Below are 15,272 nucleotides of genomic sequence, written 5' to 3'. Positions count from 1 at the left end.
TGCGGCCTGCACGGGCCGCAGCACGGAAGAAGGAATGGACTGCGGCAGCACTGTTGCGCTTGCTCCGTCCGATTCCTTCTTCTCTTTTTACTCATACAGCCCCAGTTCCTCATAGACTCGAATGGTTACGACTCCGTCCTCCGGCAATTGCCGGTCGCGCTGGAACCGCTTGACCGCATAGGTTGTATCGGCGCGGAATTTCCCGTTGCACACGCCCTTGAAGTAGCCGGCGCTTTTCAGCCGGGACTGGACCAGCTGCACCTCTCCGCCCACGTCGCCTTCGGCTACGACTCTCGGATCATGCCTCAACCCGCCCAATACATGCCCGTGAATCGTCACCTTCGTACCGACCGGAACGAGCTCGAACAGCTCGATGACATCCCGATTGCGCATCCGGACACAGCCATGACTCAGATGCTGCCCGATGGAATAAGGCTTGTTCGTCCCATGAATGCCGTAATATCCCCAAGGGACATTTAATCCGAGCCAGCGGGGACCGAAGGAAGGGCCCCAATCCTTGCCTTTATATATGATTTTGTATTCTCCGACGGGAGTAGGGGTTGACGGGTTGCCGACGGCGACGGTATAGGTCTTGAATTTTTCACCCTGTGCCCGTACGATCAGCTTATGACGATCTGGATAAATATCTATCGAATACAAGCCTTGGTCGGCGACGATCGGAAGCGGATCCTCCGGGTGGGAGGAATCCGCGTAAGCAGAGATATGATGTATCCCCGGAGTCAGACTCAGCAGGAAGACCGCCATGGCAATCATATGGGCACGGTATGGATAGATTCGAATAGAATGCATCATTTCTACCTCCACCACCTCAACGGATCCAAGTAGTTGGAGGTAGTGTATCCAGATGCTTTATTTTCATTCAACGGTGAGCCATTCCATAGGCAGGAGGTCTACTATGAACCCGAATCCAATTGCTGCACCGACGGATCCAAGCCTGTTCCTGATTACAGGCATTATGGCATCCGGCAAATCTACGGTCGCACAGATGCTCGCCGAACGATTCGAGCGGGGCGTTCATGTACGCGGCGACGCCTTCCGCCGCATGATTGTGAGCGGGCGGGAGGAGATGCTTCCCGAGCCGTCGGACGAAGCGGTTCGTCAGCTTCATATTCGCTACCGCATGGCGGCTGCAGCTGCCGATGGTTACGTCGAGGCGGGATTCAGCACGGTAGTGCAGGATGTCATCGTCGGTCCCGAATTAGGCACATTCATTGAATTGGTCAATACGCGGCCGTTATATGCCGTCGTGCTCTGCCCGCGGGCGGAAGTCGTGGCGGCGAGGGAGTCGTCCCGCTCCAAGCAAGGCTATGGCATATGGACCGTGGACGAGCTCGATCGCATTCTGCGCCAGGATTCGCCTCGGGTCGGCATGTGGCTCGACACGTCCGATCTGACGCCGGAAGAGACGGTCCGTGAGATTGAGCGGCGGGCATGGACAGAAGCGATCGTCCGGACGTAAGATACAATGGAGTAGATTGCTAGCCGCAAGGAGGATACATTATGGAACAATGGGAATACAAGACGCTTAAACTCAAAACCGGAGGTTTTCTGGGAGGAAAGGTTAACGAACAGGAGTTCGAGGAGGAACTGAACCGGCTCGGACTGGACGGATGGGAGCTGGTATCCTGCTTCGATACGAGTATCCAGGGCCAATCCCGGGATGTGATCGCGGTCTGCAAGCGGAGAAAGGGGAGATAAGCTGTGTTCAAGAGCGGTAAGCTCGCGGTTCGGAGGCTCCGGGCTGCCGATGCTCCCTTGCTCGTCCGTTGGCTGTCCGATCCGGAGGTGCTTCGCTATTACGAAGGCCGGGATCGTCCGCATGACATGGAGATGGTAAGAAAGCATTTCTATGAGGACCGGGAGGAGATAACACCATGCATCATTCTGTACGATGGACAGGCAATCGGATATCTCCAGTTCTACCCGCTGTCGCATGAGGATCAAGCCCAATACGGGATCAAGCCCACGATGAACCGTGTGTTCGGCATGGATCAATTTATCGGGGAGACCGCCTATTGGGGCAAGGGCATCGGCACGAAGCTGATTAAGACGATGGTGAATTACTTGATCGCGCAGCATCAAGCGGTACGGATCGTGATGGATCCGCAGACGTGGAATGAGCGCGCGCTCCATGTGTATGAGAAATGCGGCTTCCGCAAGTTGGCCCTGCTGCCGAAGCATGAATACCATGAGGGCGAGATGCGCGATTGCTGGCTTATTGCATATGATATGCAGGACGGCGCGCGGCCCCCAATGCAGAAGAGCAACCCGGAAGACATCGAGTATATCGACACGTTTACGGACGCCATGAAGCCGGCCGGCGTGCGAACAAGACATGAGGTGCATACCGAGGGGCTATGGCATCAGACGTTCCACTGCTGGCTATGGATGCAGGAGCAGGGTACGGCCTATCTTCTGTTGCAGCGCAGACATATACATAAGAAGGATTACCCTAATATGCTTGATATTACGGCGGCAGGCCATCTGGAAGCGGGGGAGACGCCGCAGGACGGCGTGCGAGAGCTGCGCGAGGAGCTGGGCATCGAACCGGAACCGGGGAAGCTGGTCTATGCCGGCGTCATTGCCGACTCCATCATGCAGCCGGACATGACCGATAATGAGTTCTGCCATGTCTTTTTCTATCGGCATGCTGGAGCAATCTCCGATTTTCGCCTGCAGGAAGATGAGGTCGACTCCATCGTCCGGGTCGAAGCGGAAGCATTCCGCAAGCTTTGCCTCGGCGAAGCGGATTCCGCTGCCGCGGAGGAGTTCAGTCGGGGACATGGCGAACGCGGCACGGGGATAAAGCTGACATTGACGGATATCGTCCCCCATGAGCCGGCTTATTTTACGTTTGTTCTGCATCATTTGCAGAGCCTTATCGACCAGAATCGTCATCTATAACTGACGCAGCGGGAAGAGGCTCGCTGCTCACATGGCAGACCGTTCATATGGCGGTCTGTTTTTTTCGATCTATAAATGTTATTTTCCGTTCCCCAGCTACAGGACAGAAGCGCCATAGGGGAGGGAGGAGAACATTCAATGTAAATAATTACATATATTTACAAGTAGAAAAAATATGTTATGGTTAGAGTGTATTTACCTAAAAAAGGGGATGATTGGAGTAATGAAGAGGTTGGTAACGATGTTATCCGTAGTTGCTTTATGCATTGCCTCGCTCTCCACGATTGCTTCCGCTAACAGTAAATACACCTGGCCCGTACCCGACTCCACGCGAATTACCCAAGGCTTCAAAGGCAACACACACAAAGGAATCGACATTGGGGCGAAGACGGCCGGCGTAGCCGGCAATCGGATCGTCGCCTACTATGACGGTACCGTCTCCCGATCAGGCTGGTCCGACAGCTATGGCTGGGTCGTCTATGTTCATCATGTCATCAACAGCGCCAACTATCAATCCCGCTACGCTCATATGAATAAGACGCCTGCCGTGTCTACCAACCAGAAGGTAGGAAAAGGGGCCACCCTCGGGTATATGGGCAAGACGGGAGATGCAACAGGAGTCCATCTTCATTTCGAGACAAGAAAATGCACGGGCGCCTGCAAGACAGACAATTCCTCCAATCCGGTCAATCCCATCACGAATTTCTTTCCTGAACATGCGGGCAAAGTTCCAAAATCAATTGAACTTGGAGAAACAGACCCGGAGAAGATCGATGATGTACTGGATGACATCTTCTACAGCGTGGAGGAGATTCTGAACATGACCGCGGATGAGCGGTTATCGAAGGGAATTCCGTTAGACTAGCGCTACTCTAGAGGAACCTATTACAGACAGAGGAGTTAACCGATGAAAAAAACTGTGCTGGCACTCATCTCCGTCATCTTGTTATTAACAGCATGCACGTCGCCTTCTTCTCCGGGGAAAGAAGGCAAGAAGGTAACGGTTCAGACGGTCCTGCAGGTGATGGAGGAGACCGCGCCTCCGCCGTTGACGAAGGAGACGATGGAACACAATTCCGCAATCCCGCTCTTTCTATGGCTGCGCGATGCGGAGACGTGGACGAACGGAGTGCTTCGCTACTCGCAGCGCCTGACCCTGAGTGAAGAGGACAAAACAGCTTTTCTGACTGCCCTGGGACGCTATTACAGTGAAGAGCAGGCCAAGCGCTTGTTCGATTCGTACTTTGAAGCGGGCCCTGGAGGAAACTATTCCTTCAAAGAGCAGGAATCGTTCGGCGTTCTGTCCTCGATTCATTTCGGCTTGAAGTTGAGCAAGACAGAGGCGGACAGACGCTATCGGATTCACATCTCCGGACAGTATAGCGACAGCCTGGAAGAACTGATAGAGGTGCAGGTTGAGGAAACGGTAACGATTTTGGCGGATAAGCTGCTAATCGATCAAGTGGAAGCCGTCCGTCCCTGACGAGTGAATGAACGGGCTGACCCAGTGCCATGCGGCGCTGGGTTTGTTGTCTTTGGACACAGCTACTATAATAATAGACATAATCTAGCAGTTGAGGAAGGAGACATGTTGCTAATGAAGGAGGACATCGATTTCATCACAAGGCAGTTGGACATTCATCTCGCCCATGTGCATCCGGTGTTGTTCCATTCGGTAGCTGAAGGGGTTCCCGTGGAGATGAGAGACGGCGCCATTGACGAGGACGGCTGGGTATGCTGGAAATGCATCCCTTCGACCATTACCGAAGAGGAGATCAAGGAACTGGAGAACGAATTCTCCATCTCCTTTCCGCCATTGATGAAAGCTCTGTTCCGTACATATCATTATATGGATTTGCATTTTAACAACATCGAGGATGAGACGGGGCACAGGGGAGATTGCCAGTTCATTGAGCTGCCTCCGATGTCCTCTCAGGACAGGCTGACCCGCTACCGGGATATTATCCAGGCATGGGAACCGCTGCTCGCGGCCGGTTACCTTCCCTTCACGGAAGCGGAAGACAGTCAGGGGCCGGTCTGCTTCGATATGACCCGGATCGATGACAGCGGGGATTACCCTGTCGTCTGGTTTTTGCACGACCATTTGCATGAACTGGGAGAGGAACAAAGCCGGATCCGGGAACGGGTGCAGCCTTGGGAGAGAGAACTGTTCAGTTCCTTCCGGGAGATGATGGAGACGCTGTGCGGCCTGCAGCCGGCTAGGGAGTAAGGAAGCTCCATCGAGGGAGTATAACGAGGATATGGATTAGGAGTTGAGAGTGTCACCCGATAATCTGGAGACATCGGATGATGATCAATTCCAACAGCGTCAGGACGTGCTTCCTGCGCTCCCGATGCTTATCGCGAGCCTGCGGGATAGCGATTCATCAACTCTTCAAGCGGCTACGTCCACCGTGATCCGCTGCTTCGGCGCGATGACACCGCAGATGAAGGCAGAAGCCCGAACGTCGCGGAACAACTGGCACAGCATAGCAACCACAACGTGCGCCAAGAGGCGGAGAGCGAGCTTCGCATCTATATGCAGCCATAACAGAAGAACATTGATTTCAACGAGAAGCACCGCTGTATCGGATTATGGGACAGCGCTGTTTTTTGAACATACGGGTGGGGCGGGTTGCCGCCCCATTTTTTGTTGGGATGATGGATGGAGCTGTATGTGAGCCCCTTACAGGCAATATCCCCGCTAGTCAGGGAATGAGCAAATGTCCTGCCTCTTACAGGCAATATCCCCACTGTTCAGGAATGGGTAAATGTCCTGCGTCCTTACAGACGATATCCCCATTGTTCAGAAATGAGCATATGTTATCCTCCTTACAAGCATTCTCCCAACCACTCAGTAATTAGATACAGGGCGAGATCTTCATTGTTGAAATGTTGCCTCTCGCGAAGTCAGTAGGGCAAGGGAGCTTGAACAACGCTAGGGAGGAGAAAGATGTGGCTAAAAATAAAAAGGATCGGTCCTGACTCAAGGGGAGAGTGGTGCAAAGGGCAGACGAGGGTATCTTGGCTCGGAGGGGGAATGAAGGTCCCCAAAGTGGAAATACGAACCTGAGCCAACGGGAGATTGTCGTAAAGAAGGGAGGCATGGACTGCCTGTCCCTTTTCCCTCAAGAAAAATCGCTTCTTTTTATATCATTGGTTCCAAAGTCTTGGTTATATAGTCATTGTTTATCCAGAAATTGTGCTGCATCACCTGCGTCAATAGGAACAATTTGCGAACAGAGGATATCCAAGGTGTATGCAATCCTGTATAGTATGTATTTGGAAAAATACATACTACCATGTTCTGGGAGGTAAGTAAGTTGAAACGATGGATTCATAAAGGCGCGGCAGCCCTGATTGCTCTCGTGTTGCTGGTCGGCGGAGCCATGCCTGCGGCAGCGGAGGAAGAAGTCCAATGGGTTGATGGTGAGGGACAGCAAGTTCAGCTTGATACCGGTATCGCTTCATTTAAGCTGGATGAGGGCTTGATTTTCTTGGACGGCAATAATACGAGGGCTTGGAAAAAGCAGATCCAGTCGGTGCCAAGCGGAGAAGAAATAGGCACAGTCATTCCGGATGACGAGGACTCGACCTGGATTGCGATCTTCGAATATACGGATTCCGGATATATCGAAGACAGCGAGAAAGACAACATTGACGCGGATGCTCTTCTTGACAGTTATAAGGAAGGCACGGAAGAAGATAATAAGGAAAAGGATCCGAGCATGCATCTGTTCGTCGATGATTGGGATGTCAAGCCAACGTATGATGCGGACAGCAACAGACTCGTCTGGTCCCTGCTAGCGCATAATGCGCAGAATGAGAAAATTATTAACTATAATATGCGGGTATTGACGCGGACCGGTTATATTTCGATTATCCTTGTATCCGATCCGGAGCATCTGCAGGCCGATCGGAAGGAACTGGAGCAGCGGGTGCTGTCTACCTTCCAGGTTACGGCAGGCAAGCGGTATGAGGACTTCGACAAATCAACGGACAAAAAAGCGGAGTACGGATTGACCGGACTCGTGCTGGGCGGAGCCGGATTGGCGGTGGCCAAGAAGCTTGGATTTTTGGCCTTGCTGAAGAAGTTCTGGATCGTCATTGTCGCGGCGATAGTCGGCGTATGGCGTCTTATTACAGGCAAGAAGAAGAAACAGGAAGAACCGGCCGAGGCGCAGAACGAGATGCAGAACGAGTCGGTGCGGGACAACAATACGCCGCCTCCGCCGGCAACGTAATCGAATCAGGATAAAGCATGTCAATCATGACAACTTAAATAGAAGAAGGAGCAATGTCCATGACCTCCATGATGAACTACCCGGCGCAAACCGATCTGGACCTCCATGAGCAAAGCGCAAAGCAATTATTCAACAAGGTATGGGAATGGATGGAGAAGACGGATCGCACGCCGGAGGAGACGGATATGATGATCCATGCGGCGCATGCATCGCGGTATCATTGGGGCGTCGTTGGTCGCGAGCTCCAGTTCGCCCGCGGGGAGTGGCAGATCTCCCGCGTCTATGCCGTCGCGGGGATGGCGGAAGCGTCCATGTATCATGCCAGACGCTGCATGGATATTTGCCGCAAGTTCACCTTGGGGGCGTTCGACACCGCCTATGCGTATGAAGCGCTGGCACGAGCCTCCAGTCTGATGAACAAGGCCGAAGACTCCGCCGGATACAAAATGAGGGCAGAGGAGCTGGCCCGTCATGTAGACGACGAAGAGGGGCTGAAGCACCTTCTCTCTGATTTGCAGACGATCTAAAATATCGTAAAGAAATACAGCGCCCCTGCGTCCGGGCGGCCGGAGAACATCTCCAGTCCGCCTGACGCAGGGGCGCTGTGCGTGAAATCGCGCGAAATTCACGGGCGATTAGATGGCCCAGTTCCCTTTGCGGAACACCGGAACAACGGTGCCATCCTTGAGGATGCCGTCGATGTCCATCTCGGCGGAGCCGATCATGAAGTCAACATGTGTAATGCTGTTGTTGACGCCGTTCGCATCCAGCTCTTCGCGGGACATTTTTTTGCCGCCTTCGATGTTGAAGGCATAGCCGCTGCCGATGGCCAGGTGGTTGGAGGCATTTTCGTCGAACAGCGTATTGTAGAACAAAATATTAGACTCCGAGATCGGCGAATGATGCGGCACAAGCGCCACCTCGCCCAAATAATGCGAGCCTTCGTCCGTATCGACCAGATGCTGCAAAATTTCCTGGCCTTGCTCGGCCTCGACTTTGACGATGCGTCCGTTCTCGAACGTGATCTTGAAGTTGTCGATCAGATTGCCGCCGTAGCTGAGCGGCTTCGTGCTGGACACATATCCGTTGACGCCTTCCTTCTGCGGCACGGTGAACACTTCCTCCGTCGGCATGTTCGCCATGAACGGGGTCTCCTGCTCGTTCGTGCTGCCTGCGCCTACCCACAGATGCTTTTCCGGAAGCTCGATAGTCAGATCGGTTCCCGGAGCGCGGTAATGCAGCTTGTGGAAATGATGGCCGTTCAAAATATCGACCTTTTTATGTAAGGTGGCATTATGCTCTTCCCAGGCTTGCACCGGATCGTCCGCATGGAGACGCACGGAAGCGAATATCGCGTCCCACAGCTTCTCTACCGCTTCTTCGCGGCCTGCATCCGGGAATACTTTGGCTGCCCAGTCTGCGCTGGCTGCACCGACGACCGTCCAGCTGACCTTGTCCGACTGCACGGCCTTGCGGTAATGGTCCAGCGCCTGACCGGAAGCCTTCTGGAAGCTGCCGATGCGCTTCGGATCGATTCCTTTGAGCAGATCCGGGTTGGATGAGACGATAGCGACGAAGGCGGCGCGCTTGTCGACGAACGTATTCCGCTTCAAAGCCTCGTATTCCGGGTACTCCGTGAACATCTCGTCAGCGGCCTTTTCATATTTCAAGCGGGACAGTTCTTCGTCGATCCAATCGACATGGACGTTGGAAGCGCCAGCTTCATACGCTTCGCGTGCTACCAGGCGGGCCAGCGGCGCGACTTCGGTAGTGGCCGACACATACACTTCCTGTCCCGGCTGCACGTTGACGCCGACCTTGACGATGAGGTTGGCATATTTCTTCAAATTCTGTTCGAATGTTGCTGCAGTCATCGGAATCCTCCTCGATTTGAAAATGGACCTATGTTTCCAATATAACTCATTTCCGCAATGCAATCAAAAGCCGGCGGGATGATAAGCTTCGATTAATTGAGCCATTTGAAAATATCATCTTCCGCCACCGTCTTCACGCCATACAGGAACAGAATGTGATCGAAGTTATGCCTGGTCAGATAGTCGTCTACCGATTCATGGAAAAAACGCAGGTCAATCATATGGATGCTGGAATAGTGCGGCGCGAGCAGCGGAACGAACGCGTTGGCATACGAATCCTTGAATATGACGATGCTGCGGCCAGTCCCGGCTCCCGTCTCTATCGTCGTCCATGCGCGGTTGCCGTTGAAGAACACCTTATACTGATCGCGGACGGACAGCGCCTCCATATGATAGAAGGAATCCGAGCATGCGGAGGCATCGGAATAGCAGACCTTATAGGGCGGGAGGGACTGTTCCAGCAGCTCCAGCTTGTCTGGGAGCAGATGGCGGTTGTTCGCCTTTGTGTAATAGGTCCCGTAAAAGCTGCTGCTGATGACGCGTGATGGCACGCTCTCCAGCGGAATCGGCTCGAAGCCGGCGGCGCGGGCGAATTCCGCATACCCATAATAAGCGCCGCGCATCGTCCAATGATGGTCGGTTCGGAAGAAGACCGAATCGGACTTGTGCCGCTTCAGTGCATCCAACACAGACACGGACGTCACGGCGCTGCCCAGCGTATCATACGTGCCGCGAATGAATTCCGCGGTATCATAGCTCGTCGCCTCGGCGTATGCCGGAAGCTTGTCGGCGTATACGGCTTGCGAATAAGGGACGAGCAGCATATGCATCGGGGTGACGGCATGCCGGGCAGCGAACCGGCGGATCTCGTTCAAGTTCGCTTCGTACTGTGCCCCGGGCGTCTGGAAGCGCTCGAATAAATAATTGTCTTTGCCGAAAAAGACTTGGCGATTCTCCGTCTTGCCGCTCATGCGCTCCAGATCCGACTTGATGCCGACCCAAGCGTCGCGGGCAGCGAATTGATCAGCGAAATAATTCCCTAACTGCTCCGTATAACGCCCATCCCAGAGCTTCGCGGCGGAGAAGGAAGGGAACTGCTGCAGGGCCCGGTTCTCGAACTCGGATAGCTTGCGGTCCGGCTGCGCGATGCTCCACAGGCTCAGCGCGGCGAGATAGGCGACAAAGCCGGCCGTTAGCCAGGCGGCGCGTCTGTTGGTCATGTTCCATTCTCCTTCCTGAAATGATCGGGGTACGTCTCGCTGTTAGAAGCGGAAATAGAGAAAGGGATTATACGTTCCGTCAATCAAATAAGCGGTACTGGCGAACAGCATTCCGGCTAGCAGCGCGTAATCGGCAACCGAGACGGCGGCTTGGAGGGCAGGCCGGCGCTGCAGCAGGGCGCCTACCCGGGCGGCGAGAGGCGTCGCGCTGATGACAAGGATGACCAGCAGCAAGCCGTAATTCCGCAGATTGTACATATCCGTTCCGCTGAGGAGAACGCTGTCCCCGAGTCCGAGCATCGTCCCTATATAGTTCGCGATCGAAGCGATGTCGTCGAGTCCGAACAGCACCCAGCCGAACAGGGCCGCCGCGATCAGGTAGGCATGCCGGACGGGCCGCCACAGCCGTTCCAGCCATGGACCGAGGAACAGCTTTTCCAATCCGATCAGCAGGCCGAAATAGAGTCCCCACAAGATAAAATTCCAGCTCGCGCCATGCCATAATCCGGTCAGGAACCAGACGACGAACAGATTCAATACGAGCCTCGGCTTGCTGGTGCGGCTTCCGCCCAACGGGAAATAAACATAGTCCCGGAACCAGGCGCCAAGCGTCATATGCCAGCGGCGCCAAAATTCCGAAGCGCTCGCGGAAATGTACGGATAGTTGAAGTTCTCCGGAAAGCGGAAGCCGAGCATGCTTCCCAGCCCAATGGCCATATCGGAATACCCGCTGAAGTCGAAATAAATTTGGAACGCGAAAGCGATAATGCCTATCCATGCGCCCGCCGTCGTGAGATCATCGATTCCGCTGCGGCTCATATCCCACAGCATGCCGATATTGTTGGCAAGCAGCACCTTTTTGCCAAGCCCGATAATAAAGCGCCTTACCCCGTATCCGATCTGCTCCAGCGAGATGCTTCGTTCGGACAGTTGCTTCTCCACCTCGTCGTAGCGCACGATAGGCCCAGCGACAAGCTGGGGGAACATTGACACGAAGGCGGCAAAATCGATAAAGCTGCGCTGCGCCTTGCAGCGGCCGCGGTAGACGTCAATCGTGTAGGACATTGTCTGGAACGTATAGAATGAGATGCCGATCGGAAGCGGCAGGTCAAGCGGAGCGATGGATGTCCCGAATGCGCCGTTCAGCGAATCAATCAGGAAATCGGCATATTTGAAAAAGCAAAGCACGCCCACATTCACCGCGAGGGAGAAGATGAGCGTGAGGCGCTGCAGCGCTGTTCTGCCCCGGAACCGTTCGATCAGCAGTCCGTTCACGTAGTCGGTGACCGCAGAGAACAGCAGCAGCACAATATATACCGGCTCGCCCCACGCATAGAACAGGAGGCTGATCAGCAATAGCGCCGCGTTCTTCCCCCGCCGGGGAGATGCATAGTAAAGCAGCAGCGCTGCGGGGAGAAACGTAAACAGAAAGACGACTGAGCTAAATACCACTAGCTGTTCCTCCCCTCAAGTCTGCCGATACGCGCAAGGCGGTAACATTACTTGCCGTCCGGCTTCAGCGCTGCCATGAATGCTTTCTCGACATCTTCCGCTTTTTCCGAAATGATCAGCGCCAGATAAGCGCCTTCCTGCTTGATGATCCGGTTTTTGACAATCTCGTATTGATCGGGAAGGTAGGTGCTCCATAGATTTTCCTGCGTCGCACCTTCTTCTTCCAGCGCTTTTTTCAGGTCTGCGATATATTTCTCGTCTGCTGCTTTGAGCACGATAATTTCGTCCGCTTTGACGTTGAGCATCGCCTTCAGCATCCGTCCCTCGGCCAATTGGGCAGGATCGATATGAAGCTTTCCGGCCATATCCGCATCGGCTTTCAGATCAATCTCCTCAGCCATTGGAGGGAACTCCGCGCTTTCCTTTAATTTCGCCATAATATCGGCCACAGGCACTTGAACGGCCTCTTCTTTTTTCGTGGTGCATCCGGCGACAGCAATCGCCAGTATGATCATAACCGCCAACCATTTTCTCATCTTGATCCCCTCTTTCTTCTAAGGTCTTATTCATGTTTTCATATTTGCAAAATTGTAGACGGGCAAAGCAGAGAATAGGTTGCAGCATCCACAAATTGGATCGCGCCGGTCAACGGTCGACGGATTGGGAGGTTCGTGCCGTCCCGGTGCGGGCCCATACGAACAGACTTATCATTCCATAACAGAGCGTAATCATGATACTGTTGTCCCCGCTAATGTAGTAGACAAGCGGCGAGCTGGCAGCCGTCAGGCCGGACAGCACATTCCAGGACAGATTATGCGCCGTATGCAGCACAGAGGCCGGCCAGACGCTGTCCGTGCGCAGCCGCAAGCTGCCGATAACCGGAGCGAGGGCCAAGCAGCTTAGCACAATCATGAGGGAAGCGTACCAGGGTGCTTGCTCCGAATGATACAGCCCAGTCAGCCAAATAATCGGCAGATGCCATACCCCATGGATGAAGCCGTTGATAAGATAAGCTCGCCGCTCCCCGCATGCCCGGACGAGCAGCGGAAGCCAATAGCCGCGCCAGCCCAATTCTTCTCCCAGCGAGGTGGTCACGATATTTCCGAGGAACGTGGCGAAGAGAATGAGCGGGAAGCCGCTCCATGGATATCCGCCGAACTGGTCGGGGATATGGATGTCCGCGAGGCCGGCCAGCCATACGGTGCCATAGCTCAGGAGCATGATGGCGAGCGGGATTACCAGGGCCGGAAGCATTCCCCTCCAGCCGAAGCGGAACAGGCCAAGACTTGTCCAGCCGGGCTTGCGCCAGCCCTCTCCGGTAACGAGGAACATCATAAGAAGTGCGGCGATAGCCGGTGTCATCATATAGAGCAGCGTATTGACCTGCGGCAGGAAGGCGAAGCCGATGCCGAGCAGCAGCACGATTGCAGCATAGGTAAGTGCTTTTATTGTGTCATTCATTCGTGGAAACATGTGCATTCCTCCAAAGTTTTTACTTTTGTTCGCAGGAACAGCATATTACAATGGGAAATGCAGTCATAGTGAGGAATATCGTGTCTGTGACCATACGAATATATGATAGTGAAGAAGGAGCAATTCATGGATAGACAACGATTGTCACTGCCTGATCGGATTGCAGCCGATCGTCCGTGGCAGTGGATAGATTGGTCATTATTTGGACTGTACTTATTCTGGATCGCGACGAGCGCCATCTATGTGGCTGGCTTCTCTGAGGTGGCGGGAGATCCGAAGTGGCCCGCGGTAACGCTGTTCCTCATCTCCAGCCTCGTTCCGCTGCTGTTCTGGCGGCCGTCGCATATTTGGGCGGAATGGTTTATTGCCTCGGAAATCATCGGCCTCGGCAGCATCAATCTGATCATGCATTTCTCTGCCGGGGAGTATGTCGATAATATGGTGCTGGCGACGCTGCTGGCGGGGTATCTGGCAACGGCGCGCTCCGTCCGCTGGTCGGCTCCCATTCTGATCTTGTTCCCGCTTATCGGACTGTTCAGCGGCAAATTGTCCGTACCCCAAGCCGTCGATCAGAGCGTAAATCATTTTGTGCTGTACGGGATCGGCATCGGATTCAATCTCCTTATTCATACACAATCGCGATTGAAGCAGCTGCTTCAGGACAATGAGCGGCAGTACCGCGTCATCCGGCAGTATGCCGAGCAGGTGGAACGTCTTACGCTCCAGGAGGAACGCTCCCGGGTGGCGGCTGAGCTGCATGACGCGATCGGACATGCCCATGTCTCGCTTGTCATGGGGCTGGAGACGGTGCAATCGGCTATCGCGCGCGACCCCGGACAGGCGCAGCAGCGGTTGGCTTCGCTGCTGGAGCATGCGAGAGCCAGCTTCGGGTCAATCCGCAGCCATATTCACGGTCTGGCGCCGGCAGAAGGGGAGGAGCTGGCGGAGTCGCTGAGCAGGATTACGGAGCAGCTGCAGGAGAATACCGGGATCGCAGGCACATTCGCGGTGGAGGGGGAACGGCTGACCGTCCCTTCCTCCCATCGGCTGCTGCTGATCCGCTGCGCCCAGGAAGCGATCACCAATGCAGTCAAGCATGGTCATGCGAGGCAGGTGGACTGCCTGCTCACCTATACGAAGGATGAGGTTGCGGTGCTTGTCCGGGATGACGGACAGGGAGCGGAGCAGTTGGAGCCGGGCTTCGGCTTATCCTCGATGCGCGAGCGGCTGCAGGCCTATGGCGGCTCATTGGACATTTGTTCAGAGCGGGAGGCCGGCACCTCCGTGCGCTGCGCGCTGCCGCTGTCGAATATGCCTCTCGACAAAGGGGAGCGCCCGATTCGCCTTCTGATCGCCGATGATGAGCAGTTGGTGAGAGAGAGCCTTCATTTCCTGTTCGGCCAAGAAGACGGCATTGAGGTGATAGGGACGGCATCTCATGGCAAAGAGGTTCTCGCCTTGCTGGAGCGGGAGCCTCCCGATGTGCTGCTGATGGATGTGCGCATGCCCGAGATGGACGGTCTTGCCTGTACGAAGAAGGTGAAGGCCTGCTATCCGCAGGTGAAGGTGATTCTGATTACGACGGTGGACGAGGTCGATCTGGCGATGGCCGCGATCGAAGCCGGCGCGGAAGGATATTTGCTCAAATCGATTCATCCCCGGGAGCTGCTGGCGAGCGTGCGCATGCTGTATCAAGGAGGAACCTTGGTCGATCAGGCGATGGCGCGCACGCTTATCGCTCAGATGAAGCGGCTGCGGGAGCGGGAAGCGCGGGACATTCCGCCTCAAGCCGATGCGGCCGCGGATCCGTTCGGGTTGACCGAGCGGGAGCGCGAGGTGCTGGACGGTTTGGCCCAAGGCTTGAAGTACCGGCAGCAAATTGCCGAGCGGTTGTATTTGTCGGAGGGGACCGTGCGCAATTACATATCCACGCTGTACGCGAAGCTCGGCGTCCGCGATCGCCAGTCGGCCGCGAACGTCGGGCGCGAGGCCGGGCTACTGAGGGACGGCACGGGAGGGAGTGCCATCCCGGCGGCGAGTTCCAAGCCGTGAATAGGACAAGAAGCCGGGGATTCCCCGGCTTC

At 54.9% G+C, this 15,272-nt stretch carries 15 protein-coding genes; 9 read left to right on the top strand and 6 right to left on the bottom strand.

Translation table 11 applies throughout. The annotated features are described in order from the left end of the window. Positions 1–87: 87 nt before the first annotated feature. A complete protein-coding gene (locus tag FLT43_RS10510; protein WP_115057898.1) occupies positions 88–774 on the bottom strand; it encodes a L,D-transpeptidase family protein in 687 nt (228 codons plus the stop codon). Between the two features lie 142 nt (positions 775–916). On the opposite strand from FLT43_RS10510, the gene FLT43_RS10505 reads away from it, so the two are divergent. The 8 genes from FLT43_RS10505 (at position 917) to FLT43_RS10465 (ending at position 7,696) form a co-directional block, all read left to right on the top strand. Beyond that, positions 917–1,480 (top strand): AAA family ATPase, encoded by a 564-nt coding sequence (locus tag FLT43_RS10505; protein WP_087444937.1) that lies wholly within the window; start codon positions 917–919, stop codon positions 1,478–1,480. A 41-nt stretch (positions 1,481–1,521) separates the two neighbouring features. Further along, positions 1,522–1,719 carry a DUF4177 domain-containing protein gene (locus FLT43_RS10500; RefSeq protein WP_087444938.1) on the top strand — a complete coding sequence of 66 codons (198 nt, stop codon included), beginning with the start codon at positions 1,522–1,524 and terminating at the stop codon, positions 1,717–1,719. Between the two features lie 3 nt (positions 1,720–1,722). Continuing rightward, positions 1,723–2,925 carry a GNAT family N-acetyltransferase gene (locus FLT43_RS30655; protein WP_307719705.1) on the top strand — a complete coding sequence of 401 codons (1,203 nt, stop codon included), beginning with the start codon at positions 1,723–1,725 and terminating at the stop codon, positions 2,923–2,925. A gap of 241 nt (positions 2,926–3,166) precedes the next feature. Then, positions 3,167–3,790 (top strand): M23 family metallopeptidase, encoded by a 624-nt coding sequence (locus FLT43_RS10485; RefSeq protein ID WP_244194384.1) that lies wholly within the window; start codon positions 3,167–3,169, stop codon positions 3,788–3,790. A gap of 42 nt (positions 3,791–3,832) precedes the next feature. Beyond that, on the top strand, positions 3,833–4,408 hold the full coding sequence (locus FLT43_RS10480) for a hypothetical protein (RefSeq protein WP_087444940.1): 576 nt from the start codon (positions 3,833–3,835) through the stop codon (positions 4,406–4,408). Positions 4,409–4,522: 114 nt separating this feature from the next. Then, on the top strand, positions 4,523–5,155 hold the full coding sequence (locus tag FLT43_RS10475) for an SMI1/KNR4 family protein (RefSeq protein WP_087444941.1): 633 nt from the start codon (positions 4,523–4,525) through the stop codon (positions 5,153–5,155). Between the two features lie 1,093 nt (positions 5,156–6,248). After that, complete coding sequence (locus tag FLT43_RS10470) at positions 6,249–7,169, top strand: DUF2167 domain-containing protein (protein ID WP_244194385.1); 921 nt, start codon at positions 6,249–6,251, stop codon at positions 7,167–7,169. 59 nt (positions 7,170–7,228) lie between these two features. Beyond that, on the top strand, positions 7,229–7,696 hold the full coding sequence (locus FLT43_RS10465) for a hypothetical protein (RefSeq protein WP_087444942.1): 468 nt from the start codon (positions 7,229–7,231) through the stop codon (positions 7,694–7,696). Positions 7,697–7,804: 108 nt separating this feature from the next. Here the strand turns inward: FLT43_RS10465 and FLT43_RS10460 are convergent, their stop codons facing one another. The 5 genes from FLT43_RS10460 to FLT43_RS10440 all read right to left on the bottom strand — a co-directional run bounded on the left by FLT43_RS10460 (position 7,805) and on the right by FLT43_RS10440 (position 13,188). Next, complete coding sequence (locus tag FLT43_RS10460; RefSeq protein ID WP_087444943.1) at positions 7,805–9,043, bottom strand: aminopeptidase; 1,239 nt, start codon at positions 9,041–9,043, stop codon at positions 7,805–7,807. Positions 9,044–9,135: 92 nt separating this feature from the next. Continuing rightward, positions 9,136–10,263 (bottom strand): DHHW family protein, encoded by a 1,128-nt coding sequence (locus FLT43_RS10455; protein ID WP_087444944.1) that lies wholly within the window; start codon positions 10,261–10,263, stop codon positions 9,136–9,138. Positions 10,264–10,305: 42 nt separating this feature from the next. Further along, complete coding sequence (locus FLT43_RS10450) at positions 10,306–11,715, bottom strand: MBOAT family O-acyltransferase (RefSeq protein WP_087444945.1); 1,410 nt, start codon at positions 11,713–11,715, stop codon at positions 10,306–10,308. Positions 11,716–11,762: 47 nt separating this feature from the next. Next, complete coding sequence (locus FLT43_RS10445) at positions 11,763–12,251, bottom strand: DUF4358 domain-containing protein (RefSeq protein WP_087444946.1); 489 nt, start codon at positions 12,249–12,251, stop codon at positions 11,763–11,765. 109 nt (positions 12,252–12,360) lie between these two features. After that, complete coding sequence (locus FLT43_RS10440) at positions 12,361–13,188, bottom strand: CPBP family intramembrane glutamic endopeptidase (RefSeq protein ID WP_244194386.1); 828 nt, start codon at positions 13,186–13,188, stop codon at positions 12,361–12,363. Positions 13,189–13,314: 126 nt separating this feature from the next. Between FLT43_RS10440 and FLT43_RS10435 the strand changes: the two genes are divergently transcribed. Continuing rightward, the gene (locus tag FLT43_RS10435; protein WP_087444948.1) at positions 13,315–15,240 is read left to right on the top strand and encodes a helix-turn-helix transcriptional regulator; all 1,926 of its coding nucleotides are present in this window, start codon (positions 13,315–13,317) and stop codon (positions 15,238–15,240) included. Positions 15,241–15,272 lie beyond the last annotated feature (32 nt).

Origin of the sequence: Paenibacillus thiaminolyticus (assembly GCF_007066085.1) — a bacterium.
GTDB lineage: Bacteria > Bacillota > Bacilli > Paenibacillales > Paenibacillaceae > Paenibacillus_B > Paenibacillus_B thiaminolyticus.
Note: the sequence above shows the minus strand (reverse complement) of the source record. Positions and strands in the feature narration are given on the sequence as shown.